General features: G+C 68.1%; 16 protein-coding genes. 2 read left to right on the top strand and 14 right to left on the bottom strand.

Features of this window, described 5'->3' with window-relative positions; translation table 11 throughout:
* Nucleotides 1-36: 36 nt before the first annotated feature.
* Nucleotides 37-402, top strand: a complete 366-nt coding sequence (locus tag ACWD4G_RS15060) for an NTP pyrophosphohydrolase (RefSeq protein WP_451293271.1) — start codon at nucleotides 37-39, stop codon at nucleotides 400-402.
* Nucleotides 403-413: 11 nt separating this feature from the next.
* Here ACWD4G_RS15060 and ACWD4G_RS15065 read toward each other — a convergent pair whose 3' ends face one another.
* The 9 genes from ACWD4G_RS15065 to ngcE all read right to left on the bottom strand — a co-directional run bounded on the left by ACWD4G_RS15065 (nucleotide 414) and on the right by ngcE (nucleotide 12643).
* Entirely contained in the window at nucleotides 414-1940 is a 1527-nt protein-coding gene (locus ACWD4G_RS15065) for an amino acid permease (protein ID WP_451293273.1), read from the bottom strand.
* A gap of 165 nt (nucleotides 1941-2105) precedes the next feature.
* Nucleotides 2106-4025: a 1-deoxy-D-xylulose-5-phosphate synthase gene (gene dxs / locus ACWD4G_RS15070; protein WP_451293275.1), complete on the bottom strand. Its 1920-nt coding sequence runs from the start codon at nucleotides 4023-4025 to the stop codon at nucleotides 2106-2108.
* Nucleotides 4026-4261: 236 nt separating this feature from the next.
* A complete protein-coding gene (locus tag ACWD4G_RS15075) occupies nucleotides 4262-5602 on the bottom strand; it encodes a sugar ABC transporter permease (RefSeq protein WP_451293277.1) in 1341 nt (446 codons plus the stop codon).
* Nucleotides 5599-6390 carry an ATP-binding cassette domain-containing protein gene (locus tag ACWD4G_RS15080; RefSeq protein ID WP_451293279.1) on the bottom strand — a complete coding sequence of 264 codons (792 nt, stop codon included), beginning with the start codon at nucleotides 6388-6390 and terminating at the stop codon, nucleotides 5599-5601. Before ACWD4G_RS15080 ends, ACWD4G_RS15075 begins: the two co-directional genes overlap by 4 nt.
* A gap of 234 nt (nucleotides 6391-6624) precedes the next feature.
* Nucleotides 6625-7713: a sugar ABC transporter substrate-binding protein gene (locus tag ACWD4G_RS15085; protein WP_451293281.1), complete on the bottom strand. Its 1089-nt coding sequence runs from the start codon at nucleotides 7711-7713 to the stop codon at nucleotides 6625-6627.
* A gap of 137 nt (nucleotides 7714-7850) precedes the next feature.
* Nucleotides 7851-9050 carry an ROK family transcriptional regulator gene (locus ACWD4G_RS15090; protein ID WP_451293283.1) on the bottom strand — a complete coding sequence of 400 codons (1200 nt, stop codon included), beginning with the start codon at nucleotides 9048-9050 and terminating at the stop codon, nucleotides 7851-7853.
* 246 nt (nucleotides 9051-9296) lie between these two features.
* Nucleotides 9297-10220 (bottom strand): carbohydrate ABC transporter permease, encoded by a 924-nt coding sequence (locus tag ACWD4G_RS15095; RefSeq protein ID WP_451293285.1) that lies wholly within the window; start codon nucleotides 10218-10220, stop codon nucleotides 9297-9299.
* A gap of 4 nt (nucleotides 10221-10224) precedes the next feature.
* The gene (locus tag ACWD4G_RS15100; RefSeq protein WP_451293287.1) at nucleotides 10225-11151 is read right to left on the bottom strand and encodes a carbohydrate ABC transporter permease; all 927 of its coding nucleotides are present in this window, start codon (nucleotides 11149-11151) and stop codon (nucleotides 10225-10227) included.
* 16 nt (nucleotides 11152-11167) lie between these two features.
* The gene (ngcE, locus tag ACWD4G_RS15105) at nucleotides 11168-12643 is read right to left on the bottom strand and encodes an N-acetylglucosamine/diacetylchitobiose ABC transporter substrate-binding protein (protein ID WP_451293289.1); all 1476 of its coding nucleotides are present in this window, start codon (nucleotides 12641-12643) and stop codon (nucleotides 11168-11170) included.
* Between the two features lie 498 nt (nucleotides 12644-13141).
* On the opposite strand from ngcE, the gene ACWD4G_RS15110 reads away from it, so the two are divergent.
* Nucleotides 13142-16963: a GH92 family glycosyl hydrolase gene (locus tag ACWD4G_RS15110; protein ID WP_451293291.1), complete on the top strand. Its 3822-nt coding sequence runs from the start codon at nucleotides 13142-13144 to the stop codon at nucleotides 16961-16963.
* 293 nt (nucleotides 16964-17256) lie between these two features.
* On the opposite strand, the gene ACWD4G_RS15115 is transcribed toward ACWD4G_RS15110, so the two are convergent.
* The 5 genes from ACWD4G_RS15115 to acnA all read right to left on the bottom strand — a co-directional run bounded on the left by ACWD4G_RS15115 (nucleotide 17257) and on the right by acnA (nucleotide 24312).
* Complete coding sequence (locus ACWD4G_RS15115) at nucleotides 17257-18330, bottom strand: lytic polysaccharide monooxygenase auxiliary activity family 9 protein (protein ID WP_451293293.1); 1074 nt, start codon at nucleotides 18328-18330, stop codon at nucleotides 17257-17259.
* A gap of 269 nt (nucleotides 18331-18599) precedes the next feature.
* Nucleotides 18600-19055 (bottom strand): hypothetical protein, encoded by a 456-nt coding sequence (locus ACWD4G_RS15120; RefSeq protein WP_451293295.1) that lies wholly within the window; start codon nucleotides 19053-19055, stop codon nucleotides 18600-18602.
* 150 nt (nucleotides 19056-19205) lie between these two features.
* A complete protein-coding gene (locus ACWD4G_RS15125) occupies nucleotides 19206-20702 on the bottom strand; it encodes a sensor histidine kinase (protein ID WP_451293297.1) in 1497 nt (498 codons plus the stop codon).
* Entirely contained in the window at nucleotides 20699-21430 is a 732-nt protein-coding gene (locus ACWD4G_RS15130) for a response regulator transcription factor (protein ID WP_451293299.1), read from the bottom strand. The genes ACWD4G_RS15125 and ACWD4G_RS15130 overlap by 4 nt, the downstream gene beginning before the upstream one ends.
* Nucleotides 21431-21597: 167 nt before the next feature.
* Nucleotides 21598-24312 carry an aconitate hydratase AcnA gene (acnA, locus tag ACWD4G_RS15135; protein ID WP_451293301.1) on the bottom strand — a complete coding sequence of 905 codons (2715 nt, stop codon included), beginning with the start codon at nucleotides 24310-24312 and terminating at the stop codon, nucleotides 21598-21600.
* Nucleotides 24313-24478: the final 166 nt, after the last annotated feature.

Consider the following 24478-nt stretch of genomic DNA (forward strand, 5'->3'; position numbering starts at 1 on the left):
ACGGCGCCCTCGGCCCGGCATGCGACCCTGTCCCCCATGACCGACGCACTCCTCGTGATCGTCGACGGCGCCAATGTCGTCGGCTCCGTACCGGACGGCTGGTGGCGCGACCGGCGCGGCGCGGCCGAACGCCTCCGGGACCGGCTCGCCCGGGACGGGGTGCCCGGCCGGGACGAGCCGGTGGAACTCGTCCTGGTCGTCGAGGGCGCGGCCCGTGGTGTGGAGTCCGTCCCCGGGGTGCGGGTGGAGTCCGCGCCGGGCAGCGGCGACGACCACATCGTCGAGCTGACCGCCGAACGCGGCGACCGCCCCTGCGCGGTCGTCACCGCCGACCGCGAACTGCGGCGCCGGGTCACGGAGTTGGGCGCGGAGGTGCTGGGCCCGAGAGCGGTACGGGGATAGAGGCCCCGGGTCTATCCCTGTCGGCCCCCGTCCTCCCCCTTCAGCACATCCCCCACGGTCGTCTCCTCGCCCCTGGCCAGTCGGCTGTGGGACTTGCTGTAGAGGAAGTAGATGATGAACCCGGCGACCATCCAGACGGCGAAGCGGACCCAGGTCTCGGCGGGGAGGTTGATCATCAGCCAGAGGGAGGCGGCGACCGAGAGGATCGGGATGACCGGGACCCAGGGGGTGCGGAAGGCGCGGTGCAGATCGGGGCGGGTCCTGCGGAGGATGATCACACCGATCGCCACGACCACGAACGCGAACAGGGTGCCGATGTTCACCAGGGCCGCGAGTTCGGTCAGCGGGGTGAAACCGGCGAGGATCGCGATGATCACACCGAGCAGGACGGTCGGCCGGTGCGGGGTCTTGAACCTCGGGTGGACATGGGAGAAGAAGCGCGGCAGCAGCCCGTCGCGGCTCATCGCGAAGAAGACCCGGGTCTGACCGAGCAGCAGGATCATGCACACCGTCGTCAGCCCGACCGCCGCGCCGAAGCTGATGAAGCCCGCGAACCAGGGATGCCCGGTGTCCTTGAAGGCGTCGGCGAGCGGGGCGTCGACGGACAGCTCGGTGTAGTGCTGCATCCCCGTGACGACGATCGACACGGCGACGTACAGCGTGGTGCAGATGAAGAGTGAGCCGAGGATGCCGCGCGGCATGTCGCGCTGCGGGTTGCGGGTCTCCTCGGCGGCGGTGGCGACGACGTCGAAGCCGATGAAGGCGAAGAACACCACCGAGGCGGCGGTGAAGATACCCATCACCCCGAAGTTGGAGGGCGCCCAGCCGAACATCAGCTGGATCAGCGGCGCTTGGAGGCTCTCCCCGGCCGGCACCTCCTGGGCCTTCGGGATGAACGGGTCGTAGTTGTCGCCGTCGATGAAGAAGGCGCCCGCGATGATCACGGTCAGGACGACGACCACCTTCACGGCGACGACGAGCGAGGTGATCCGCGCGGACAGCTTCATTCCGAGGACGAGGATGAAGGTGAGGACGAGGACCAGCGCGGCCGCGAGGATGTCGAACCCGAACTCCCCCGCGCCCTCCCGGCTGCCCAGGGCGTCGGGCATCTCCCAGCCCGCGTTGTCCATCAGCGACTGGATGTACCCCGACCAGCCGACGGCCACCACCGCCGTCCCCAGCGCGAACTCCAGCACCAGGTCCCACCCGATGATCCAGGCGGGCAGCTCACCGAGGGAGGCGTACGAGAACGTGTACGCGGACCCGGCGACCGGGACCGTGGAGGCGAACTCGGCGTAGCAGAGCGCGGCCAGCGCACAGACGAAACCGGCCGTGACGAACGCCAGGGCCACCGCGGGCCCGGCGTTGTTCTTGGCGACCGTCCCGGTGAGGACGAAGATGCCGGTGCCGATGATGACACCGACACCGAAGACCGTCAGATCCAGCGCGGACAGGGATTTCTTGAGCGCGTGTTCCGGTTCCTCGGTGTCGAGGATGGACTGCTCGACCTTCTTCGTCCTGAAGAGTGTGCTGCTCACAGGCGTACCTCCCGCGCTTGTCGTCCTCGACATGATCGAGAGGAGGTATGGCCCGTATGCCGGAACACGAGCGTTTTCATGCGAATGGGCCGGTTTCACCACCCTTTACGGTGGCGGAACCGGCCCATTCGGCCTTACCCGTACGTCAGTCGCGCCGACCCGGCGTCAGTCGCGCGCGGGCTCCGCCTCGGACGGGGTGTCGTCGAAGCGGCCGTCGAGCTTGGAGACGAGACCGGTGACCTGGCGGGCGATGTCGGGGGCGGTGAGCCCGATCTCGGCGAGGACCTCGGCGCGGGAGGCGTGGTCGAGGAAGCGCGGCGGGATGCCGAAGTCGCGCAGCGGGAGGTCGACGCCCGCGTCACGGAGGGCCTGTGCGATCGCCGAACCGACGCCGCCGACCCGGGAGTTGTCCTCGACGGTCACGACCACGCGGTGCTTCTCGGCGAGGGGGGCCATGTGCTCGTCGACGGGCTTGACCCAGCGGGGGTCGACGACGGTGGTGGTGATGCCCTGCTTGTCGAGCAGATCGGCGATCTCCAGGCACATCGGCGCGAGGGCACCGACGGAGACGAGGAGCACATCCGGGGTGTCCGTGCCCGGCTCGCGCAGGACGTCCATACCGCCGACGCGGCCCACGGCGGGTACGGCGGGGCCGACGGCGCCCTTGGAGAAACGGACCACGGTCGGCGCGTCCTTGACCTCCACGGCCTCCCGCAGCTGCGCCCGCACCTGGTCGGCGTCACGCGGCGCGGCGAGCCGGAGCCCGGGGACGACCTGGAGGATCGACATGTCCCACATGCCGTTGTGCGAGGCGCCGTCGGTACCGGTGACCCCGGCCCGGTCCAGTACGAAGGTCACACCGCACTTGTGGAGGGCGACATCCATCAGCACCTGGTCGAAGGCACGATTGAGGAATGTGGCATACACGGCGAACACAGGATGCAGACCACCCGTGGCGAGGCCCGCCGCGCTCACGGCACCGTGCTGCTCGGCGATACCGACGTCGTAGATCCGGTCCGGGAAGGTGTCCGCGAACTTCTTCAGGCCGACCGGCTGGAGCATGGCCGCCGTGATGGCGACGATGTCCCCGCGCTCATGACCGAGCTTGACCATCTCGTCGCCGAAGACGGAGGTCCAGTCGGCGCCGGATGCCTTGACGGGCAGTCCGGTGTCGGGGTGGATGGGGCCGATGCCGTGGAAGCGGTCCGCCTCGTCCTGGAGGGCGGGCTGGTAGCCGCGGCCCTTCTCGGTGAGGCAGTGCACGATGACCGGCCCGCCGAACCGCTTGGCCCGGGACAGCGCCGACTCCAGCGCCTCGATGTCGTGCCCGTCGATCGGCCCGACGTACTTCAGGCCGAGGTCCTCGAACATGCCCTGCGGGGCGATGAAGTCCTTCAGCCCCTTCTTCGCCCCGTGCAGGGTGTCGAAGAGCGGCTTGCCGACGACGGGGGTGCGGTCGAGGATGTCCTTGGTGCGGGCGAGGAAGCGCTCGTAGCCGTCGGTGGTCCGCAGTGTGGCCAGGTGGTTGGCGAGCCCGCCGATGGTCGGCGCGTACGACCGCTCGTTGTCGTTGACAACGATGACCAGCGGGCGGTCCGTGGCCTCGGCGATGTTGTTCAGCGCCTCCCAGGCCATACCGCCGGTGAGGGCACCGTCACCGATGACGGCGACGACATGGTCGTCGCGTTTGAGCACCTGGCTGGCTTTGGCGAGCCCGTCGGCCCACCCCAGGACCGTGGACGCGTGGCTGTTCTCGATGACGTCGTGCTCGGACTCGGCCTGCGAGGGGTAGCCGGACAGGCCGCCCTTCTGCTTCAGCTTGGAGAAGTCCTGGCGGCCGGTCAGCAGCTTGTGCACATAGGACTGGTGGCCTGTGTCCCACAGCACCTTGTCCTTCGGGGAGTCGAAGACCCGGTGCAGCGCGATGGTCAGCTCGACCACGCCGAGGTTCGGTCCGAGGTGACCGCCGGTCTTGGACACGGCCTCCACGAGGAAGGTCCGGATCTCCTCCGCGAGCTGCTCCAACTCCTCCAGGCTGAGCCGGTCCAGATCACGCGGTCCCCTGATGCGGGTCAGCAACGGCACCCGTGCCTCCTTGCGGTAGTGCGTTCCGAGCGTTTCCGGGCTCGACGAAGTCTAATGTTCCCGCCTCACAGCCAACGCCGGGCACACCCCAAAAGAGAAGCGCCCGGCATCGCATCCGATGCCGAGCACTCATCTGACAGGGGGCCAGTGCAGCCCGCCCTGAAGGGGCGCGGGGAACTGCGCGACCAGCCACAACCGACCGGCACCCGCAATCCGAATCGCACCTCCTACGGCGACTAGGCGCGCCCAGCGGCCTTCTGACTCTTCCGGGAGACGGAGTCGATGACAACCGCCCCCAAAAGCACCGCCCCAGTGATCATGTACTGAATCGACGTGTTCATGTTCAGCAGATCAAGCCCGGTCTGGATCGACTGGATGACCAGCATGCCCAGCAGCGCCGACCACACGGACCCACGCCCACCGAACAACGACGTACCACCGATAACGGCGGCGGCGATGGCCAGCATCAGAGTGTTACCGCCCCCGGCGGAGAGCGTCGCACTCGCGGTCTGACCGGCGAAGAACATACCGCCGATCGCCGCGAAGCCACCGGAGATGGCGAACACGGAGATCCGGATCATCGGCACGTTGATACCGGCACGGCGCGCCGCCTCGATGCCGCCGCCGACCGCGAAGACCTTGCGGCCGTAGGTCGTACGGCGCAGTACGAAGTCCACGATGACCAGCGCCGCGAGGAAGATCACCAGCGCGTTGGAGACACCGGCGGAGTTGTTGAGCACGGCGGCGGCGGCGAACGACGCCACGGCGAGCGCGCCGACGCGCAGCAGGATCTCGCCGGTCGGCCGGAACGGCACCCCCGCGGCCTTGCGGCGGCGCTGCTCGTTGAAGTTGCCGACGAGGGTCAGCGCCACACCGAGGCCGGCCAGGATGTACGCGCCGATGATGGCCTGGTCCATGAAGAAGGAGCTCTGGCCGAGCAGATGGACCGGACCGGTGTCGGACGGGATGTTGATCGTGCCGCTGTCGCCCAGCAGCCACAGCATCAGACCGTTCCAGCCGAGGAAGCCGGCCAGGGTCACGACGAACGCCGGTACCCCGATCCTGGCGAAGAACCAGCCGTGCAGCGCGCCGATGGCGATACCGGTGAGGATCGCGAGGACCAGCGACAGCCAGGCGTTCATCCCGTTGTTCACCACGAACACGGCGAACAGGGTGGAGGCGAGGCCGCTGACCGAGCCCACCGACAGATCGATCTCGCCGAGCAGCAGCACGAACACCAGGCCGATGGCGAGCATGCCGGTGGCCGACAGGAAGTAGCTGATGTTCGAGAGGTTGTCGGCGCTGAGGAAGCGGTCGTTCTGGAACTGGAAGATCGTCCAGATGACGATCAGTCCGATGACGACCGGCAGCGAGCCCAGCTCGCCGCCCTTCACCTTGCGCTTGAACTCGGTGACGTACCCCTTGAGGCCCTCTTCGCGGACCAGCAGCCGGGGGTCGACGACCGACACCGGCGCGGCCGTCGGGTCGTCGGCGGGGGCGACCGTGGTCTGCCCCTCGACGACGCCTTCACTCTTCTCGCTCTTGCTTACGTTCACGGTCTTCGACGTGTCGCTCACTTTGACGCCTCCGCGGTGCGCCGCTCCGCGCGACGGGTCACGGCGTTCTCCGTGGCACCGGTGATCGCGGCGATGATCTCTTCATGGCTGGTGTCCTTCACCGAGAAGGACCCGTTGTTCTTGCCCAGGCGCAGGACGGCGACGGTGTCCGCGACCGCCTTGACGTCGGCCATGTTGTGGCTGATGAGGATGACGGCGAGGTCGCGCTCGCGCAGCCGCTCGACCAGGTCGAGGACCTGCGCGGTCTGCTCGACACCGAGCGCGGCGGTCGGCTCGTCGAGGATGACCAGCTTGGGGTCGCCGATCAGGGCGCGGGCGATGGCGACGACCTGGCGCTGACCACCGGAGAGGCTCGCGATCGGGATGCGGACGCTCGGAATCCGGATGGAGAGCGTCGACAGCAGCTCGCGGGCCTTCTGCTCCATCGTCACCTCGTCGATGACGCCTCGGTGCAGCAGCTCACGGCCGAGGTAGAGGTTGCCCACGACATCGAGGTTGTCGCAGAGCGCGAGATCCTGGTAGACCGTCGCGACGCCGAGCCCCTGGGCGTCGTGCGGCTTGTTGATCTTCACCGGGTTGCCCTGCCACTCGATGACGCCGTCATCGATGGGGTGAACCCCCGCGATCGTCTTGACCAGGGTCGACTTCCCTGCGCCGTTGTCGCCCACCAGGGCGACCACTTCTCCGGCGTGGACCTCCAGCTCGACGTCGGTGAGTGCCTGGACCGCACCGAATCGCTTGGAGACTCCGCGCAACGCCAGCACGGGCGTAGCGGACACGTGAACCATCTCCTTCGCCGCCTGACCGGCGGGGATGCCGCGCTTGGGATCAGGCGCGGAGGATTGTGCGGGCCCCGTCGGTGTGGGGCCGACGCACAAGGCTTACAAGGTGAACATGCGTATATCGCTGCTCTTGGCAGCGGTTCCGTTGCTGCGGGGGCAGCGGTTCCGTCCGACGCCCGCCCCAGAAGCGGGGTCTGAGAGCGGGGCGGGCGTCGGACAGGCTGTGCGGGCCGGAGTCGGTTACTCCAGGCCGGCCTTCTTGCAGGCCGCGGCGTACTCGGCGGTGCAGATGTCGCTGACCTTGTACAGACCGTCCTTGACGACGGTGTCGTTGATGTTGTCGACGGTGACGGAGACCGGCGTCAGCAGCTTGGCGGGCACCTTGTCACCGGAACCGCTGGTCACCTCGGTGTCGGCCAGGGACTTGATGTCCTTGTCCTGAAGCAGGTTGACCGCGAGCTCGGCGGCGGTGTCGGCCTCCGGCTTGTAGGCCTTGTAGACCGTGGCGGACTGGGTGCCGGCGACGATCCGCTGGATGGCGGCGAGTTCGGCGTCCTGACCGGTCAGCGGGACGCTGATCTTCGCACCCTTGAGGGTGTTGGCGATGCCACCGGCCATGCCGTCGTTGGCGGCGTAGACGCCCGCGATGTTCTTGGCGCCCAGCTGCGTGATCGCGGCGGACATCTTCTGCGCGGCGACGGTGTCCTTCCACAGGCCGGACTGCTCGTAGGCGATGTCGACCTTGCCGTCGAGGACGCTGTGGGCGCCTTCCTTGAACTGGGCGGCGTTCGGGTCGGCGTCGTCACCGTTGATCATGACGACCTTGGACTTGGTGGTCGCCTTGTCGCCGAGGGCATCGAGCAGGGCCTGGCCCTGGAGCTCGCCGACCTTGACGTTGTCGAAGGAGACATAGGCCGAGACCGGGCCCTGGGCGAGACGGTCGTAGGCGACGACCTTGACGCCCTTGTCCACCGCGGACTGGATGGAGGACTTGATGGCGGCGGAGTCCTGGGCGGAGATCACGATGACCTTCACGCCCTTGGTGACCATGCTGCTCATCTGCTGCGCCTGCTTGGCAGGGTCGGCGGCGGCGTTCGCGTAGTCGACGGTGCAGTCGGAGCACAGCTCCTTGACCTTGTCCTCGAAGTAAGGCCGGTCGAACTTCTCGTAGCGCGCGGTGACGGTGTCCGGCAGGAGCAGACCGATGGACTTGCTGTCCGAGCCGCTGCCGCTACCGCTGTCCGAGTCGTTGTCGTCTCCGGCCTTGCCGCAGGCGGCGACGGTGAGCGCCAGCGAAACCGCGGTGGCGCCGATCACGACTCTACGCATCGTTGCGTTCATTTTGGGTTGTGCCTCCCTGACACGGGCCGCAGCGGTGCGGCCGAGGTGGCTGGAAGTCAACTCGGCCACACGTGCGACGTCAAGAAGTAAATGCTTAACGGCTTGGCAACGGCGCATTTCGTTCTCTAAGTGAAGACAGGAGTGGCACCGAAGAGGGTCCCGTCCAAAAGGGTTGAATCACCCATCTCGCTGAGCGCCAGCGCGAGGGCCCCGAGAACCTCCGCACGACCGCCGAGCGCCCCTGGCAACACCGAGAGTTGACGTGCGGCACTTGGGATCGCGTACCGGCCGACCGACTCCCTTATGGGCCCGAGCACCAGCTCTCCGGCTTCGGCGAGATCACCACCGAGGACCACGCGGCTCGGGTTCAACAGATTGCAAAGGTTGGCGACTCCACTTCCGATGTGACGACCGACGTCGGCGATCACCCGACGACAGCCCGGGTCCCCGTCCCTCGCCAACCGTACGACCCCTTCCATGGTCAAGTCGGTGCCGTGGCTGGACTGGAGGAGCGGCAGCACATAGCGCGCCGCCGCGAAGGTCTCCAGACAGCCGCGGTTGCCGCAGCGGCAGACCGGGCCGGACTCATCAAGAGTAATATGCCCGATTTCTCCCGCAGTGCCACCCGGGCCCCTGTAGATCTTGCCATCGATCACCAGTCCGGCACCAACGCCGCTGGACACCTTGATGTAGGCGAGGTCCCGCACCCCCTTTCCACTGCCCCAGACCAGCTCACCGAGGGCGCCGAGGTTGGCGTCGTTGTCCACGTGGACGGGCACCCCGAGGCGGGCGCGCATCTCGGCGGCGGGTCTGGTGCCGGTCCAGCCCGGGAGGATGGCGGTGGAGCCCAGCGTCCCCGACTCCACATCGATCGGGCCGGGCACACCGAGGCCCAGGCCGGCGATCTTCGTACGGTCCACGCCCGTGGCGTCGATCAGACGGTTGACCAACTCGTCCGCCCGGTCGAAGCCCTGGGTCGAGGAGGCGTCCACATCGAGGGGCTCGGCCTCCTCGGCGAGGACCTGGTGCGCGAGATTCCCGATCGCGACGCGCAAATGCGTGTGCCCGAAGTCCACACCGATCACGATCCCGGCGTCCCCGCTGAGCGAGACCGCGCGGGCCCGCCGGCCACCCGCCGAGGTGGGTGTGACCTCGACGGTTCCACCCTCCTTGAGTTCACGCACGATATTGGAGACCGTGGCCGCCGACAGGCCGGTCGTCCTCGCGATCTCCGCCTGCGTCAGCGAGCCGGCGAGCCGTACCGCCCGTACGACGCGTTCGAGATTTGCTCTGTGCAGCGACGACTGCGATCCCGGAGTCTCCATCGACTCATCCACTCCCGTCCCAGGCCGGGCGGCCCCCACGCCGCCCATGACCCAGGTCACACCAGCGGAACCCGGGTCACTTACAAGTTGTGAACTCCAAACTCCGCTGAACGGGTTACCGCAGTCAAGACCTTGAGGGAAACTCGGGTCACTGAATGACCACTAAATGTCACTCTGCGGCTACTTGGAGGCCCTGGGAAGGACGCGGGAAGCGCCTGGTGAGCGCGGGGAAACGGCAGGCCCGGGCTACTTCAGCGCCCCGGCGGTCAGCCCCTGCACCACCTGCCGCTGGAAGATGATGTACGCGGCCAGCACGGGCAGCATCGCCATCACCAGACCGGCGAAAAGTCCGGACCAGTCGCCCTTGTACCCCTGGCTGACGGCCAGCTGGACCAGGCCCTGGGTGAGGACGCGTTTGTCCGGGTCGGTGTTGAGGACCGTGGGCAGCATGTACTGGTTCCACTGGCCGAGGAAGTTGAAGATGCCCACGCTGATCAGGCCGGGCTTGGCCATGGGCAGCATGATCTGGAAGAACGTCCGGGTGTGCGAGGCCCCGTCGACGAAGGCCGCCTCCGCCACGGACGTCGGCAGCGTACGGAAGAACGCCGTCAGGAAGAACACGGTGAAGGGCAGCGAGTACGCGATGTAGACCAGGATCAGTCCGTGGATCGTGTTCAGCAGCCCCATGTTGTTGACGACATAGAACAGCGGGACCAGCGCGAGCATGATCGGGAAGCTCATGCCGCCGATGAACAGGAAGTAGATGAACCTGTTGCCCGGGAATTCGAACCGGGCCAGGACGTAGGCCGCCATGGAGCCCAGCACCAGTGTGCCGATGAGCGAACCCCCCACCACCAGAAGGGTGTTGAGGAAGTAGTCGCTCATATTGGCCTCGGTCCACGCCCGTGACCAGTTGTCGAAGTGCAGCCTGTCCGGCAGCGACCACGGCGAGGAGAAGATGGAGCGGTCGTCCTTGAAGGACGTCATCACCGCCCACACCAGCGGCATCACGACCATGATCGCCCAGATGACCAGTACGCCGTGCGAGAAGACATTGAGGGTGACGCCCTCCTTCTTCTCCTTCCGGGGCACCCCGTGGGCACCGTCGACCTTGGCGACGGGGGACCCGGACCCGGCGGGCACGGGTGCGGAGGTCTCGGTCGTCTTCATCAGCTCAGTACTCCAGCCGCTCGCGCCGGCCCAGCCGCATCAGCACGGCGGCGAAGGCCAGCGTGACGATGAGCAGGGCGACCCCGATCGTGGTGGCGTAGGCGGCCTGCCCGTCCCGGAACGCCTTCTGGTACACGTACAGGACCATGACGGTGGTCGAGTAGTCCGGTCCGCCGGGCCCGGTCGTCATGATCTGCACGACCGCGAACGCCTCGGCGCCGAGGGCGAGGATGCCCATGTAGATCCAGCCCGACTGCACGGTGTCCCACAGCAGCGGCAGGGTGACCTTGAAGAACGTGGTCGCGCGGCCGGCCCCGTCGAGCAGCGCCGCCTCGTACATCTCCGTCGGGATGGAGGCCATACCGGCGGAGAAGAGGACCACGAAGAAACCGACCGTGGACCAGACGAGGACCGCCATCACGGCCCACAGCGCGAGATCCGGATCGCCCAGCCACAACGGCTGGATGCCGTCCAGCCCGATACCGCGCAGGACCGAATTGATCGCGCCGCTGTCGGGGTTGTACGCGAAGGCGAACAACAGGGCCACGATCGCGATCGAGAGCACCTGGGGGAAGAAGTAGACGATTTTATAGAAGGCGGACCCGCGCACACCGGTGATCACGGGTCCGCCCCTGCGATGCCGTCCACCCACATTGATCATGAAGGCGAAGAACAGCGCCAGACTGATCGTCACCAGGGGCAGCACGATCGCGAACAGCAGGCTGTGCTGCAGCGATTTCCAGAAGATCTCGTCGTCGAGCATCCGGCGGTAATTGCCGAATCCGACCATCTTGAACTCGGGACTCAGACCGGTCCAGTCCGTGAACGAGTAGTAGATGGACTGGATGAACGGCCAGACGACGAAAAGCCCGTAGATCCCGAGGGGCACTGACAGGAACCCCACGATGAACCGGTATTTGCCGTGCTGCATCGCGTCACCGGTGCCTTTACTGGTGCTTGTAGTGCTTGATCGACGAGTCCTTGGCGGCGGCGTCGGCGAAGCCCTGGATCTTGTTGATGGCCTCGGCCGGGGTGAGCCGGCCGGCCATCATCTCGCCGAGTCCCGCCACACCGATCTGTTCCTTCTGCAGCTGCACGTACCAGTCCTGGAGCCGCGGGTTCACCACGTTGTCGCCGGCCAGTTCCAGCGCCGCGACGCCGGACTTGAGGCCGGGGGTGAGGGTGATGCCGTCGGTGCCGCCGTTGTACGCGGTCAGCGACTTGACCTTGCCGGTGAAGTTCTTCGACGACGCCTCGCTGAGCATGATGCGCAGCTGCTCCATGCCACCCGTGCCGTTCTTCGCCTTGGCCGGGACGACGAAGGGCTCGCCGCCGGAGGCCCAGATGGTGCCGAAGGGCAGCTTGTCGGAGGAGTCGAGGCCGGTGGGCGCGGAGACGGCGAGGTCGAAGTCGGACGGGATGACCTTCGCGGACTCGTTCTCCACCCAGGAGCCGTTGGGGATGAACAGTGCCTTGCCCTCGGCCCACGCGGTCTGCGACTGGATGTGGTCCAGGCCGGGGGTGCCCTTGAGGATGTAGCCCTTGGCGTAGAGCTCGTAGTAGGCGTCGAAGCAGGCCTTGACCGCCGGGTGCTTCCAGGCGTTCGGCTCCAGGTTGTCGATGGCGTCGAGGACCTCGACACCGCCGACCTTGCCGATCATCGGGTAGAGCGAGAAGGGGATGTAGTACGGGTACTTGCCGGCGTACGTCCAGCCGGCCATGCCCTTTTTCTTGGCCTTCTCGCACACCGCGAGCATCTGGTCCCAGGTCTCGGGGTACTGCTCGTCGAGCGAGTCCAGGGCCTTCTGGGAGTACCAGACGCCGTAGACCGTGTAGGCGTAGTACATGATCCAGACGGGGTCGCCGTCGAACTGGCCCATCTCCACGATGCCCGGGCGCAGGGTGTCGCGGACCTTCTTGTCCGGGTCGTCGTAGGACGGGGCGTCGAGGAGCGGAGTGAGGTCGGCGAGCTGGTTCTTGCCGACCAGGACGCCCATGTCCATCTGCTCGGCGCCGGAGTTGTCGATCAGGTCGGGCGGGGTGCCCTGGTTGAAGCGGGGCTGGAGGGTGGACTGGATCTTCTGGGTGGCGGAGAACTTCACGCTCGCCTCGGGGAAGTTCTGCTCGTAGATCTTCACGGCGTCCTCGGCGTACTCCTTGCCGAAGCCGCCGTCGAAGAGCACGAACTCCATCTGCGCGCCGTCGTTGACGCCGAGCGGGTTCTCAGCGGTCTTCTCGCCCGCCTCGGCCTTCTCCTCGCCGCCTCCGCCGCCACTGGCACAGGCCGACAGGAAGCTCATCGTGGGCACACCGATCAGGCCAAGGGCTGCCGAACGCCTGATCAGATCGCGGCGGCCGACACCGCCGGGAGCGGTGGTGCCGTTGCCCTCGGGGCCATGGTTCTCAGCGGTAGTGGTTCCCATGCTCAAGTCCTCGCCTTCTCCAGGACTCAGGCGGTGAACCGGATCGATCCTCCCGGCACCGCGGTCGGTTCAAGCTGGGGTCGTGCGTGAGGATTCAACAGGGGTGGGACGGCGTCCGCGTGTGTGACACGTTGGCGATCACCGGTAATTCCCCCCAGGTCGTGCCCGTCCACACCTGTGCGACCACTATGTGGACGCCGACAGGTATAGTCCACTTCCCGCCAGGGGGGCAAGATCGAATGCAAGGTTGGCCGTGGGTCTTTTCCTAGTTGAGACCTCTCGGAAATATGAGCGCCCTTGCGCCACCCGACCAGAAAATCCTCGCCATTCGCCCCGGATGGCGCCCTCAACACCCTTGACATCACCCGTCACTTGAACCACTACTGGTCCCTGCTTGACGCGTCGACAACGTTGTCCATTACTGATCTCTTCTCGATCACCTATTGATCGAAACCGGATCTGAACGGATCTGATCAGACCTAGGGAGGGTGCTCGCGCATGCGGGACGGGTGGCGGCACAGACGATGGCACGGTCGGGGTTCCACGGCGGCGCTGGGCGCCGCGTCGTTCGCACTGGTGATGGCCTCCCAGGGGGCGGCCGTCGCGTTACCGGATCGGCCCACGGCGGCGGAACGGGAGTTCGCCTCCTCGTTCGAGCCCGGTGAGCCGGCACCGGACTGGACCGACACGGTCGACACGGCACCCGACGGCACCCCACGGTCGTCCGGTGTCGACGGCGGCTACAGCAACGGCATCCCGGGCAACATCACCAACCGGGTGACCGGCCTGCGGGCCAGCGGGGAGAACCTCGGCGGCGGCGAGGTGAAGGAGAACCTCATCGACCTCGAACCCGCCACCAAGTGGCTCTCCTTCCAGCCCACCGGCTGGGTCGAGTTCGACCTCGACGAGCCCGCCAAGGTGGTCACCTACGCGCTGACCTCGGCGAACGACTTCGAGCCCCGCGACCCGAAGGACTGGACCCTGAAGGGCTCCACCGACGGCAAGGAGTGGAAGACCCTCGACACCCGCTCCGGGGAAACCTTCGAGGAGCGGTTCCAGACCAAGTCGTACGACATCCCCGGCGACGCGGTGGCCGAGTACCGGCACTTCCGGCTGGACATCACCAAGAACAACGGCGCCTCCACGATCGTCCAGCTCGCCGATGTGCAGTTCTCCGATGGCGGCGGCGAGGCTCCCGTACCGCCGGAGATGCTCTCGCACACCGACGGGGGGCCCAGCGGCTCCGCGACCGCGAAGGCGGGGGTCGGCTTCACCGGGACGCGGGCCCTGCGCTACGCGGGCCGGCACACGGCGGACGGCCGGGCGTACGCGTACAACAAGGTCTTCGACGTGGATGTGGCCGTGGAGCGGAACACGGAACTGGCGTACCGGATCTTCCCGTCGATGGCGGACCGCGATCTCGACTACGACGCCACCAATGTCTCGGTGGACCTGGTCTTCACCGACGGCACCTCGCTGAGTGAGCTGGGCGCCCTCGACCAGCATGGATTCCCGCTGTCGCCGCGTGGACAGGGCGCGGCGAAGGTCCTCTACGTCAACCAGTGGAACGACGTGGTGTCGAGGATCGGCTCGGTCGCGGCCGGCAAGACCGTGGACCGGGTGCTGGTCGCGTACGACTCCCCGAAGGGGCCGGCCCGGTTCCGCGGCTGGCTCGACGACGTGACGCTACGGGTACGCGCGCCCGAGCGGCCGAAGGCGCATCTCGCCGACCACGCGGTCACCACCCGGGGCACCAACTCCAGCGGCGGCTTCTCCCGGGGCAACAACTTCCCCGCGACGGCCGTACCCCATGGCTTCAACTTCTGGACGCCGGTCACCAACGCGGGCACCCTGAGATGGCTGTACGACTACCAGCGGGCCAACAACGACGACAACCTGCCGACGATCCAGGCGTTCAGCGCCAGCCATGAGCCGAGCCCCTGGATGGGCGACCGGCAGACCTTCCAGGTGATGCCGTCGGCCGCGTCCGGCACCCCGGATCTGGGTCCCACGGCGAGGGCGCTGGCGTTCCGGCACGAGAACGAGACGGCCCGGCCGTACTACTACGGGGTGCGCTTCGAGAACGGGATCAAGGCGGAGATGGCCCCGACGGACCACGCGGCGGCTCTGCGCTTCACCTATCCCGGCGACGACACGAGCGTGCTCTTCGACAATGTCACCGACCAGGCGGGGCTGACCCTCGACAAGGACGCGGGCGTCGTCACGGGCTTCTCGGATGTGAAGTCCGATCTGTCGGCGGGCGCGACCCGGCTCTTCGTCTACGGCGTCTTCGACGCACCCGTCACGGACGGCGACTCGGCCGGGGTGAAGGGCCACCTCCGCTTCGACGCGGGCACCGACCGCACGGTCACCCTGCGTCTGGCGACCTCCCTGATCAGTGTCGACCAGGCCAAGGACAATCTGCGTCAGGAGATCCCGGAGGGGACGGCCTTCGAGACCGTCAAGAACCGGGCGCGGGCACAGTGGGACCGCGTCCTCGGCAAGGTGGAGGTCGAGGGCGCCACCCCCGACCAGCTCACCACGCTCTACTCCAACCTCTACCGGCTGTACCTCTACCCCAACTCCGGCTTCGAGAAGGTCGGTTCGACGTACCGGTACGCCTCGCCCTTCTCCCCCATGACGGGCCAGGACACCCCCACCCACACCGGCGCGAAGATCGTCGACGGCAAGGTCTACGTCAACAACGGCTTCTGGGACACCTATCGGACCACATGGCCGGCCTACTCCTTCCTGACCCCCGGTCAGGCGGGCGAGATGGTCGACGGTTTCGTCCAGCAGTACAAGGACGGCGGCTGGACCTCGCGCTGGTCCTCCCCCGGGTACGCGGATCTGATGACGGGCACCTCGTCGGACGTGGCGTTCGCGGACGCATACGTCAAGGGCGTCGACTTCGACGCGAAGGCGGCGTACGAGGCGGCCGTCAAGAACGCCACGGTCGTCCCGCCGTCCTCGGGTGTCGGCCGCAAGGGCATGGCCACCTCGCCCTTCCTCGGCTACACCGGCACCGACACCCACGAGGGCCTGTCCTGGGCGCTGGAGGGGTATCTCAACGACTACGGCATCGCCCGTATGGGCCAGGCCCTGTACAAGAAGACCGGCGAGAAGCGCTACCGCGAGGAGTCGGCGTACTTCCTCGACAGGGCCCAGGACTACGTCCAGCTGTTCGACTCGAAGGCCGGCTTCTTCCAGGGCCGGGACGCCGACGGCGGCTGGCGGGTCGACTCGGAGAAGTACGACCCGCGTGTGTGGGGCCACGACTACACCGAGACCAACGGCTGGGGATACGCCTTCACCGCACCGCAGGACAGCAAGGGTCTGGCGAACCTCTACGGCGGCCGGTCCGGGCTCGCGGAGAAGCTGGACACCTACTTCTCCACCCCGGAGACCGCCTCACCCGACTTCATCGGCTCCTACCCCGGCGTCATCCATGAGATGACCGAGGCCCGTGACGTACGGATGGGCATGTACGGCCACTCCAACCAGGTCGCCCACCACGCGATCTACATGTACGACGCCGCAGGGCAGCCGTGGAAGGCGCAGGAGAAGGTCCGCGAGGTGCTCGCCCGTCTCTACACCGGCAGCTCGATCGGCCAGGGCTACCACGGTGACGAGGACAATGGCGAGCAGTCCGCCTGGTATCTGTTCTCCGCGCTCGGCTTCTATCCGCTGGTGATGGGCAGCGGCGAGTACGCCATCGGCTCCCCGCTGTTCACCAGGGCGACCGTCCATCTGGAGAACGGCCGGGACCTGGTGATCAAGGCCCCGAGGAACAGCGCGAAGAACGTCTACGTTCAAGGCTTGAAGGTGAACGGCAGGGCGTGGACGAAGACTTCGCTGCCCCACTCGCTGATCGCGAAGGGCGGGGTGCTGGAGTTCGACATGGGTCCGAAGCCGTCGAGGTGGGGCACGGGGGAGAGCGCGGCGCCCGTGTCGATCACGAAGAGCGACCGGGTGCCGTCGCCGCGCGCGGACGTGGTGGAGGGCGACGGGGAACTGTTCGACAACACCTCGTCGACGAGCGGGACGGTGACGACGGCCGAGCTGCCGATTGCCGCCGGGGCCAAGGCGGTTCAGTACACACTCACCTCCTCCGACCGCGCCGAGGCGCCGACCGGCTGGACCCTCCAGGGCTCGGCGGACGGCACCAGCTGGCAGACCCTGGACCGCCGCGCCGACGAGTCGTTCTCCTGGGACCGCCAGACCAGAGCGTTCTCGATCCCCGTCCCGCGTACGTACGAGCACTACCGTCTTGTCCTCGACGAGACGGCGACGCTGGCGGAGGTGGAGCTGCTGGCCTGAGACCCCTTGAGGCCCAGTCGGCCCTTCGGCAGCCCGGCGCGGCGAACAGTATGAACACAACCCCGTCCGGGCGGCCGTCGGGCCCAACTGACTTGACTCCGCGTCCCGTTGGGGCGATAGAGTCAAGCTCAGACCACTCGACAACGTTGTCCTGCTGTCGGTGATCGCCCCAGAGCCAATCCCCCATCGCGCCGGTCTCCCCCGTACCGGCCGCGGCTCGCGGACCGGGTGGGCACGCACCGCCCGCTCACCCGGTCCGCCCCGAGCGCACCGCCTTCAGGCCCGGTCGGAACTCAGCCGACCCGACAGGGCAGTGTCGTCGCCGAATCACCTCCCGAACCCTGGACCACATAGCCGAAGTTGGCGGTCTCCCCCGGGTCCAGTGCCCCGTTCCAGTCGGCGTTGTGGACCATCACGTCCTGGCCGGTGTAGGTGGGGCTGCCGTTCCAGAGGCTGTCGACCTGCTGGCCTGTCGGCAGTGTCCAGTTGACCATCCAGCCGAGCATCGGGACGTCACCGGTGTTGGTGACGACGACCTCGGACTGGTAGCCGTTCGTCCAACTGCCCGTCGTACGGCGGGTCGCCGAGCACTCGCCCGGTACCGGGTCGGTGGGGTTGCCCGGCTCCTTGATGCCGGTGACCTCGCCGTTGCCGCCGTCGAAGACGATGTCGGAGCAGGAGTAGAAGGTCTCCGCGCTGTCGGAGCGCTGCCAGACCATGTAGATGATGTGGCGGCCCGACTTGTTCGCCGGGAGCTGACCGCTCCAGGAGTAGTTGGCCTCGACCGTGCCCGGGCTGCCGTTCAGCGGCGGGTGGTCGACGCTCAGGAACGGCTGCTCCTCCATGTCGTCCCAGGTGAGCGTCTGGGTCGGGTCGAAGCCGTCCTTGGTGATGTAGACGTAGAACCAGCCCGGGTGCGCCGCCCACGCGTTGTACGAGAAGTCGACGGTCGCGCCGGAGGTGAGATGGGTCAACGGCCAGTCGGCGCTTGGGGTGTTGAACCCGGTGAAGTTGGTGTTGCCGCCGCTGCACAGCTCGCCGTCGGGGACGAAGCCCCGGGTGCGGCCGGCGCCGTCCGAGCGGAGCACCGAGAACCAGTTGTAGAACGGGGTCGTGCCGCTGACCTGCTGTGCGGCTCTGCAGGCCGGGTTGACCGGCTTGATCTCACCGGTGTCGGTCAGCCCGTCCTGCCAGCACAGGAAGGTGCGGCTGCCCGGCTTCATCGGGGTGCCGTGCGCCTCCGCCTTGCCGCTGCCCGCCGTGACGACCAGGCCGAGCGCCGGGATCGTGGTCACGAGGGCGAGCAGAACGAGAAGGAGTGCGCTGTGGCGTTTGGGCAGCCTTAATCGTGGGGTTGTCACGTGCATGACAAACGCTCCTTGAGTGTACGGCCTTGAGGAACGTGCGTGTGTACGGATGTATGTGTGCGGGTGAGTGGTGCGGGGTGGGAGCGGCTCAGGGGCTGCGGGTTCCGGTCCACCGCCACAATGGGAGCGCTCCCACCCCTACCTTCTTCGGAAGCTAGCGCTGCGCGGCGCGGTTGTAAACGGCTGACGCGGTGAGGGTCTCGCCGAGGGCGCTCGCCCAGGGCGGCGACAACCCCGCGGAGCGCGTGTACGACGCCGGGCGCCCGGCCTCAGCGGTGTTCGGCCCGGCGGCGGACGGAGCCGAGGAAGCGGCCGGTGAGTGCGGCGTGCGCACCCGGGCCGATGACGAGCAGGCGGTACAGAGCACCGGTCGGGCCCGGGAAGGCGGCCCTGGTCTCGGCACGCAGAACCGTCCCGTCGGGTCCGTTCGGCTCAAGGCGGAAGACCAGGGCGTACGTCGAGAAGCGGTGCCGCCCCCGAAGGACCAACTCCCGGTCCGGGATCGCCGACACCGCCCGGAACCCGGGGAACGTCGAGCCCTCGCCCGGCGGTCGCGGCCCGGACGCCGTACGGTCGGCGCATCCGACGATCCGGGCGTAACGGACCGATGCCGGCCGGGAGTAGGCGGCGTCCAGCGCTTCCCCGAGGGCCCGCCAGACGGTACCGGGGTCGGCCCGGATGACGACCCTGTGCTCGTCGACGAACGGCAGTGCGGCAACCCGCATCAGGACCAGCCCTCCATGTGCCCCGCGCCCCTGGCGGAGCACGACTCCGATTCCGCCGCGACGACGGGACGACGGGACCACCGGACGACCGGACGACGTAACGTCCCGACGGCGATCGGCCCCACCGGCGTATACCGGCGCTTCCCCTTCCTACACCGGCACCGAAGGCGCCGAAACCGTGTCGATGGAGGGTTGGCCGGCGGTGCCGAGCGGGGGCAGTTCGAGGGTGAACTCGGTGCGGCCCGGCTCGCTGGTGACGTCGATGCGGCCGGCGTGGGCGGAGATGATCGCGGCGGCTATGGCGAGGCCAAGGCCGGAGCCGCCCTGGTGGGGGCCGGTGCGGGAGCGGGAGGCGTCGGCTCGGGTGAAGCGTTCGAAGACGGAGGGGAGGAGGGCGGGAGGGATGCCGGGGCCGTCGTCGCGTACCCGGATCACACAGCGGTCCGCCGTGGACTCCACCGACGCCGTCACCGTCGTACCCGGCGGTGTGTGCACCCGTGCGTTGGCCAGGAGATTCGCCACCACCTGGTGCAGTCGGGCCTCGTCGCCGGTGACCAGGGCGGGGGTGTCGAGGAGCAGGGCCAGTTGCCAGTTGTGGTCCTCGCCCGCGGCCCTCGCGTCCCAGACCGCCTCCGCCACCAGCGCCGCCAGGTCCACCTCGGCAGACTCCAGCGGTCGGCCCTCGTCGAGGCGCGCGAGCAGCAGCAGGTCCTCCACCAGGCCCGTCATCCGCGCCGACTCCGCCGAGATGCGCCGCCACGCCATCGTCGGCTCGATCTTGTCCGTGCCCCGGTTCATGAGTTCCGCGTACCCGGCGATCGAGGCCAGCGGCGTACGGAGTTCATGGCTGGCGTCGGCGAGGAAGCGGCGCATCCGTTCCTCGCTGCGCTGGCGCTGGGCGAGGGACGCCTCGACGTGGTCGATCATGCGGTTGAGGGCGGCGCCGACCTGGCCGGCCTCGCTGCCGGGGTCCGTGTCGCGGTCGGGGACGCGGGTGAGGCCGGTGACCTCGCCCCGGTCCAGCGGGGAGCGGGAGACCTCGACGGCCGTCGCGGCGACCCGGCCCAGCGGACGGAGCTGACGTCGGATCACCACCGCGCAGGCACAGCCCGCGACGGTGAGGCCGACGCCCGCGACCACCGCCTCGACCACCACCAGACCGCTGATCATGTCCTGGACGTCGTCCATCGGCAGGCCGGTCAGGACGTACAGGCCCTCGTCGCTGAGGGCGGTGATCCGGTAGGTGCCGAGGCCGGGGACGGTCCGGGTGTGCGTGGCGCCGTCGGGCTCGACGCCGTCGAGGGCGGCCCGCTGCTCGGCGGTGAGACTCTCCGGATCGCCGCTCGCGCCGATGACCTCGGCGGAGGTGATGTTCCCGTCGCCGTCGAGCCGTGCGGCGAGCGTGCCGACGGCCTGGCCCTGCTCCCTGAGGAACGTCAGGTCGGTGTGGTTGCGCGGCCCGACGCTCACCCCGCCCAGACTGCGCTCGGCCGCGTCGGTGACCCGCTCGTCCAGGGCTCCCAGCAGCGAGGCCCGCTGCGCGAAGACCGTGGCCAGCGATATCGAGGCACACACGGCCACCAGCGTGGCGGAGATGAAGAAGAGCAGCCGCGCGCGCAGTGACCTGCTCCTGAGCAGACCGGTCATCTTCCGTCCTCCCCCGCCCGGATCGCGTATCCGAGTCCGCGCACCGTGTGGATCATCGGTGCCCTGCCCTTGTCGATCTTGCGGCGGAGGCTGGAGATATAGACCTCCACCAGGTTGCCGTCGCCGTCGAAGGAACTGCTCCAGACGTGGTCCAGGATCTGGGCCTTGCTCAGCACCTGCCGAGGATGGTCGAGCAGCAGGCCGAGCAGTTCGAACTCCTTGGCGGTGAGCCGGATCGGCGTACCGTCGCGACGCACCTCGCGGGTCTCCTCGGTGTAGACGAGATCCCCGAGGACGAGGGCGCCGTCGTCCGACGACGATCCGGGCTCCTCGACGCCGGACCGCCGCAGCAGTCCGCGCAGCCTGAGGACGACCTCCTCCAGCGAGAACGGCTTGGTGACGTAGTCGTCCGCGCCCGCCGAGAGCCCGTCGATACGGTGTTCGAGGGCGTCCCGGGCGGTCAGCATCAGCACCGGCAGCTTGGGGTTCTCGTAGCGCAGCCGGCGCAGTACCTGAACGCCGTCGATGTCGGGCAGCATGCCGTCGAGGACCACGGCGTGGGGGGCGCAGCCGCGCGCGGCCCTGAGCGCGCTGTAGCCGTCGGCCGCCGGGTAGGGTCGCCAGCCGGCCTCCGTGACGGCCACGGACAGCAGTTCGGTGAGCCCGGGTTCGTCGTCGACGATGAGGACGCGAACGCGGCCGTTGCGGGTCGTGGAGGTGCCAGCCATGTACGGATCGTGTCCCGGTTGGCTGTAGGAACACTGTGTTCCAGCTGAGGCAGGCCGATGACCTGCGGTTCCGGTGCCGCGGTCCACGGTTCTCCCCGCCGGACATGGCGAGGGCCGCACCCCCGGTCACTCCGGGGGTGCGGCCCTCGACTGCCGTACCGCTTCGCTTACTTGCGGAGCAGGTTGCGCAGCACGTACTGCATGATGCCGCCGTTGCGGTAGTAGTCGGCCTCACCGGGGGTGTCGATGCGGACGACCGCGTCGAACTCGACGCCCGTGTCGGTGGTGACCTTCACCGTGCTCGGGGTGGTGCCCTCGTTCAGCTCGGTGATGCCGCTGATGGAGAAGGTCTCCTCACCGGTCAGGCCGAGGGAGTCGGCGTTCTGGCCGGCCGGGAACTGCAGCGGCAGGACGCCCATGCCGATGAGGTTCGAGCGGTGGATGCGCTCGTACGACTCGGTGATGACGGCCTTGACGCCGAGCAGAGCCGTGCCCTTGGCCGCCCAGTCACGGGACGAGCCGGAGCCGTACTCCTTGCCGCCCAGGATGACCAGCGGGGTGCCGGCGGCCTGGTAGTTCTGCGAGGCGTCGTAGATGAAGGAGACGGGCGCGCCCTCGACGGTGAAGTCGCGGGTGTAGCCGCCCTCGGTGCCCGGCGCGATCTGGTTGCGCAGACGGATGTTGGCGAACGTGCCGCGGATCATGACCTCGTGGTTGCCTCGGCGCGAGCCGTAGGAGTTGAAGTCACGACGCTCCACACCGTGCTCGGTGAGGTACTTGCCGGCCGGGGTGTCGGCCTTGATGGCACCGGCGGGCGAGATGTGGTCGGTGGTGACCGAGTCGCCGAGCTTGGCGAGGACGCGGGCGCCGGAGATGTCGGTGACCGGGGCCGGCTCCATGCCCATGCCCTCGAAGTACGGGGGCTTGCGGACGTACGTCGACTGCGGGTCCCACTCGAAGGTGTTGCCGGTGGGGATCGACAGGGCCTGCCACTGGGCGTCGCCCGCGAAGACGTCGGAGTAGGACTTGGAGAACATGTCCTCGCCGATGGCGTTGGCCACGACGTCGTTGACCTCGGCCTCGGAGGGCCAGATGTCGGACAGGAAGACCGGCTTGCCGTCCTGGTCGGTGCCGAGGGCGTCCTTGGTGATGTCCACCTTCATGGAGCCCGCGATGGCGTACGCGACGACCAGCGGCGGGGAGGCCAGGTAGTTCATCTTGACGTCGGGGTTGATGCGGCCCTCGAAGTTCCGGTTGCCGGAGAGGACCGAAGTCACGGCCAGGTCGTGGTCGTTGACGGCCTTGGAGACCTCCTCCGGCAGCGGGCCGGAGTTGCCGATGCAGGTGGTGCAGCCGTAACCGACCAGGTTGAAGCCGACCTTGTCGAGGTACGGGGTGAGGCCCGCCTTGTCGAAGTAGTCGGTGACGACCTTGGAGCCGGGGGCGAGGGTGGTCTTGACCCACGGCTTGCGGGTCAGGCCCTTCTCCACCGCCTTCTTGGCCACCAGCGCGGCGGCGACCATGACGTACGGGTTGGAGGTGTTGGTGCAGGAGGTGATCGCGGCGACCGTGACGGCGCCGTGGTCGATCTCGTACGTCGAGCCGTCGGGGGCCGTGACCGTGGTCGGGCGGGTCGGCACACCGTTGGAGGTGGCCGGGGCGTCGGAGGCCGGGAAGGACTCCTTGCCCGCCTCCTCGTCCTCGGAGACGTAGTTGCGGACGTCCTGCGCGAACTGCTGCGCGGCGTTCGCGAGGACGATACGGTCCTGCGGGCGCTTCGGGCCGGCGATGGAGGGGACGACCGTGGCGAGGTCCAGCTCCAGCTTCTCGGAGAAGTCCGGCTCGGCGGCCGGGTCCAGCCAGAGGCCCTGCTCCTTGGCGTACGCCTCGACGAGCGCGACCTGCTGCTCGGAGCGGCCGGTGAGCTTGAGGTAGTTCAGGGTCTCGCCGTCGATCGGGAAGATGGCGGCGGTGGAGCCGAACTCCGGCGACATGTTGCCGATGGTGGCGCGGTTGGCGAGGCTCGTGGCGGCCACGCCCTCGCCGTAGAACTCGACGAACTTGCCGACCACACCGTGCCCCCGGAGCATCTCGGTGATGGTGAGCACGAGGTCGGTGGCGGTGGTGCCGGGCTGCAGCTCACCGGTGAGCTTGAAGCCGACGACGCGCGGGATGAGCATGGAGACCGGCTGGCCGAGCATCGCGGCCTCGGCCTCGATGCCGCCGACGCCCCAGCCCAGCACACCGAGGCCGTTGACCATGGTGGTGTGGGAGTCGGTGCCGACGAGGGTGTCCGGGTACGCCTGGCCGCCCCGCACCATGACCGTGCGCGCCAGGTGCTCGATGTTCACCTGGTGGACGATGCCGGTGCCGGGGGGTACGACCTTGAACTCGTCGAACGCGGTCTGGCCCCAGCGCAGGAACTGGTAGCGCTCCTTGTTGCGGCCGTACTCCAGCTCGACGTTCTGGGCGAAGGAGTCCGGGGTGCCGAACTTGTCGGCGATGACGGAGTGGTCGATGACCATCTCGGCCGGGGCCAGCGGGTTGATCTTCGCCGGGTCGCCACCGAGCTCCTTGACGGCCTCACGCATGGTGGCGAGGTCGACGACACAGGGGACACCGGTGAAGTCCTGCATGATCACGCGGGCCGGCGTGAACTGGATCTCCTGGCTGGGCTGGGCCTGCGAGTCCCAGTTGCCGAGGGCCCGGATGTGGTCGGCGGTGATGTTCGCGCCGTCCTCGGTACGGAGAAGGTTCTCCAGCAGCACCTTCAGGCTGTACGGAAGGCGAGCCGAGCCTTCCACCTTGTCCAGCCGGAAGATCTCGTACGACTCGTCGCCCACCTGCAGCGTGCTGCGGGCGTCGAAGCTGTTCGCCGACACGACAGTCTCCTTCATTCCATGTGCGCGTACCACCGCATCCTGCCGCCACGCCCCCTGGCCAATCCGCTAAGGTAAGGCTAAGTTAGGTAACCCTCACCCGGGGCGGCGACTGCGGTACGCCTCGGCAGATATCTCGATGTCGAGATAACTCTAGTACATGGGCCCC

Source organism: Streptomyces sp. NPDC002643 (genome assembly GCF_053592555.1).

Excerpts from the sequence above, each read along its gene's own strand:
- ACWD4G_RS15090 (WP_451293283.1), bottom strand. The coding sequence starts at position 9,050 with ATGGAGACTCCGGGATCGCAGTCGTCGCTGCACAGAGCAAATCTCGAA.
- ACWD4G_RS15060 (WP_451293271.1), top strand. The coding sequence starts at position 37 with ATGACCGACGCACTCCTCGTGATCGTCGACGGCGCCAATGTCGTCGGC.
- ACWD4G_RS15115 (WP_451293293.1), bottom strand. The coding sequence starts at position 18,330 with ATGCACGTGACAACCCCACGATTAAGGCTGCCCAAACGCCACAGCGCA.
- ACWD4G_RS15080 (WP_451293279.1), bottom strand. The coding sequence starts at position 6,390 with ATGGTTCACGTGTCCGCTACGCCCGTGCTGGCGTTGCGCGGAGTCTCC.
- ngcE (WP_451293289.1), bottom strand. The coding sequence starts at position 12,643 with ATGGGAACCACTACCGCTGAGAACCATGGCCCCGAGGGCAACGGCACC.
- ACWD4G_RS15125 (WP_451293297.1), bottom strand. The coding sequence starts at position 20,702 with ATGACCGGTCTGCTCAGGAGCAGGTCACTGCGCGCGCGGCTGCTCTTC.
- ACWD4G_RS15095 (WP_451293285.1), bottom strand. The coding sequence starts at position 10,220 with ATGAAGACGACCGAGACCTCCGCACCCGTGCCCGCCGGGTCCGGGTCC.
- ACWD4G_RS15085 (WP_451293281.1), bottom strand. The coding sequence starts at position 7,713 with ATGCGTAGAGTCGTGATCGGCGCCACCGCGGTTTCGCTGGCGCTCACC.
- ACWD4G_RS15100 (WP_451293287.1), bottom strand. The coding sequence starts at position 11,151 with ATGCAGCACGGCAAATACCGGTTCATCGTGGGGTTCCTGTCAGTGCCC.
- ACWD4G_RS15130 (WP_451293299.1), bottom strand. The coding sequence starts at position 21,430 with ATGGCTGGCACCTCCACGACCCGCAACGGCCGCGTTCGCGTCCTCATC.
- ACWD4G_RS15110 (WP_451293291.1), top strand. The coding sequence starts at position 13,142 with ATGCGGGACGGGTGGCGGCACAGACGATGGCACGGTCGGGGTTCCACG.
- ACWD4G_RS15120 (WP_451293295.1), bottom strand. The coding sequence starts at position 19,055 with ATGCGGGTTGCCGCACTGCCGTTCGTCGACGAGCACAGGGTCGTCATC.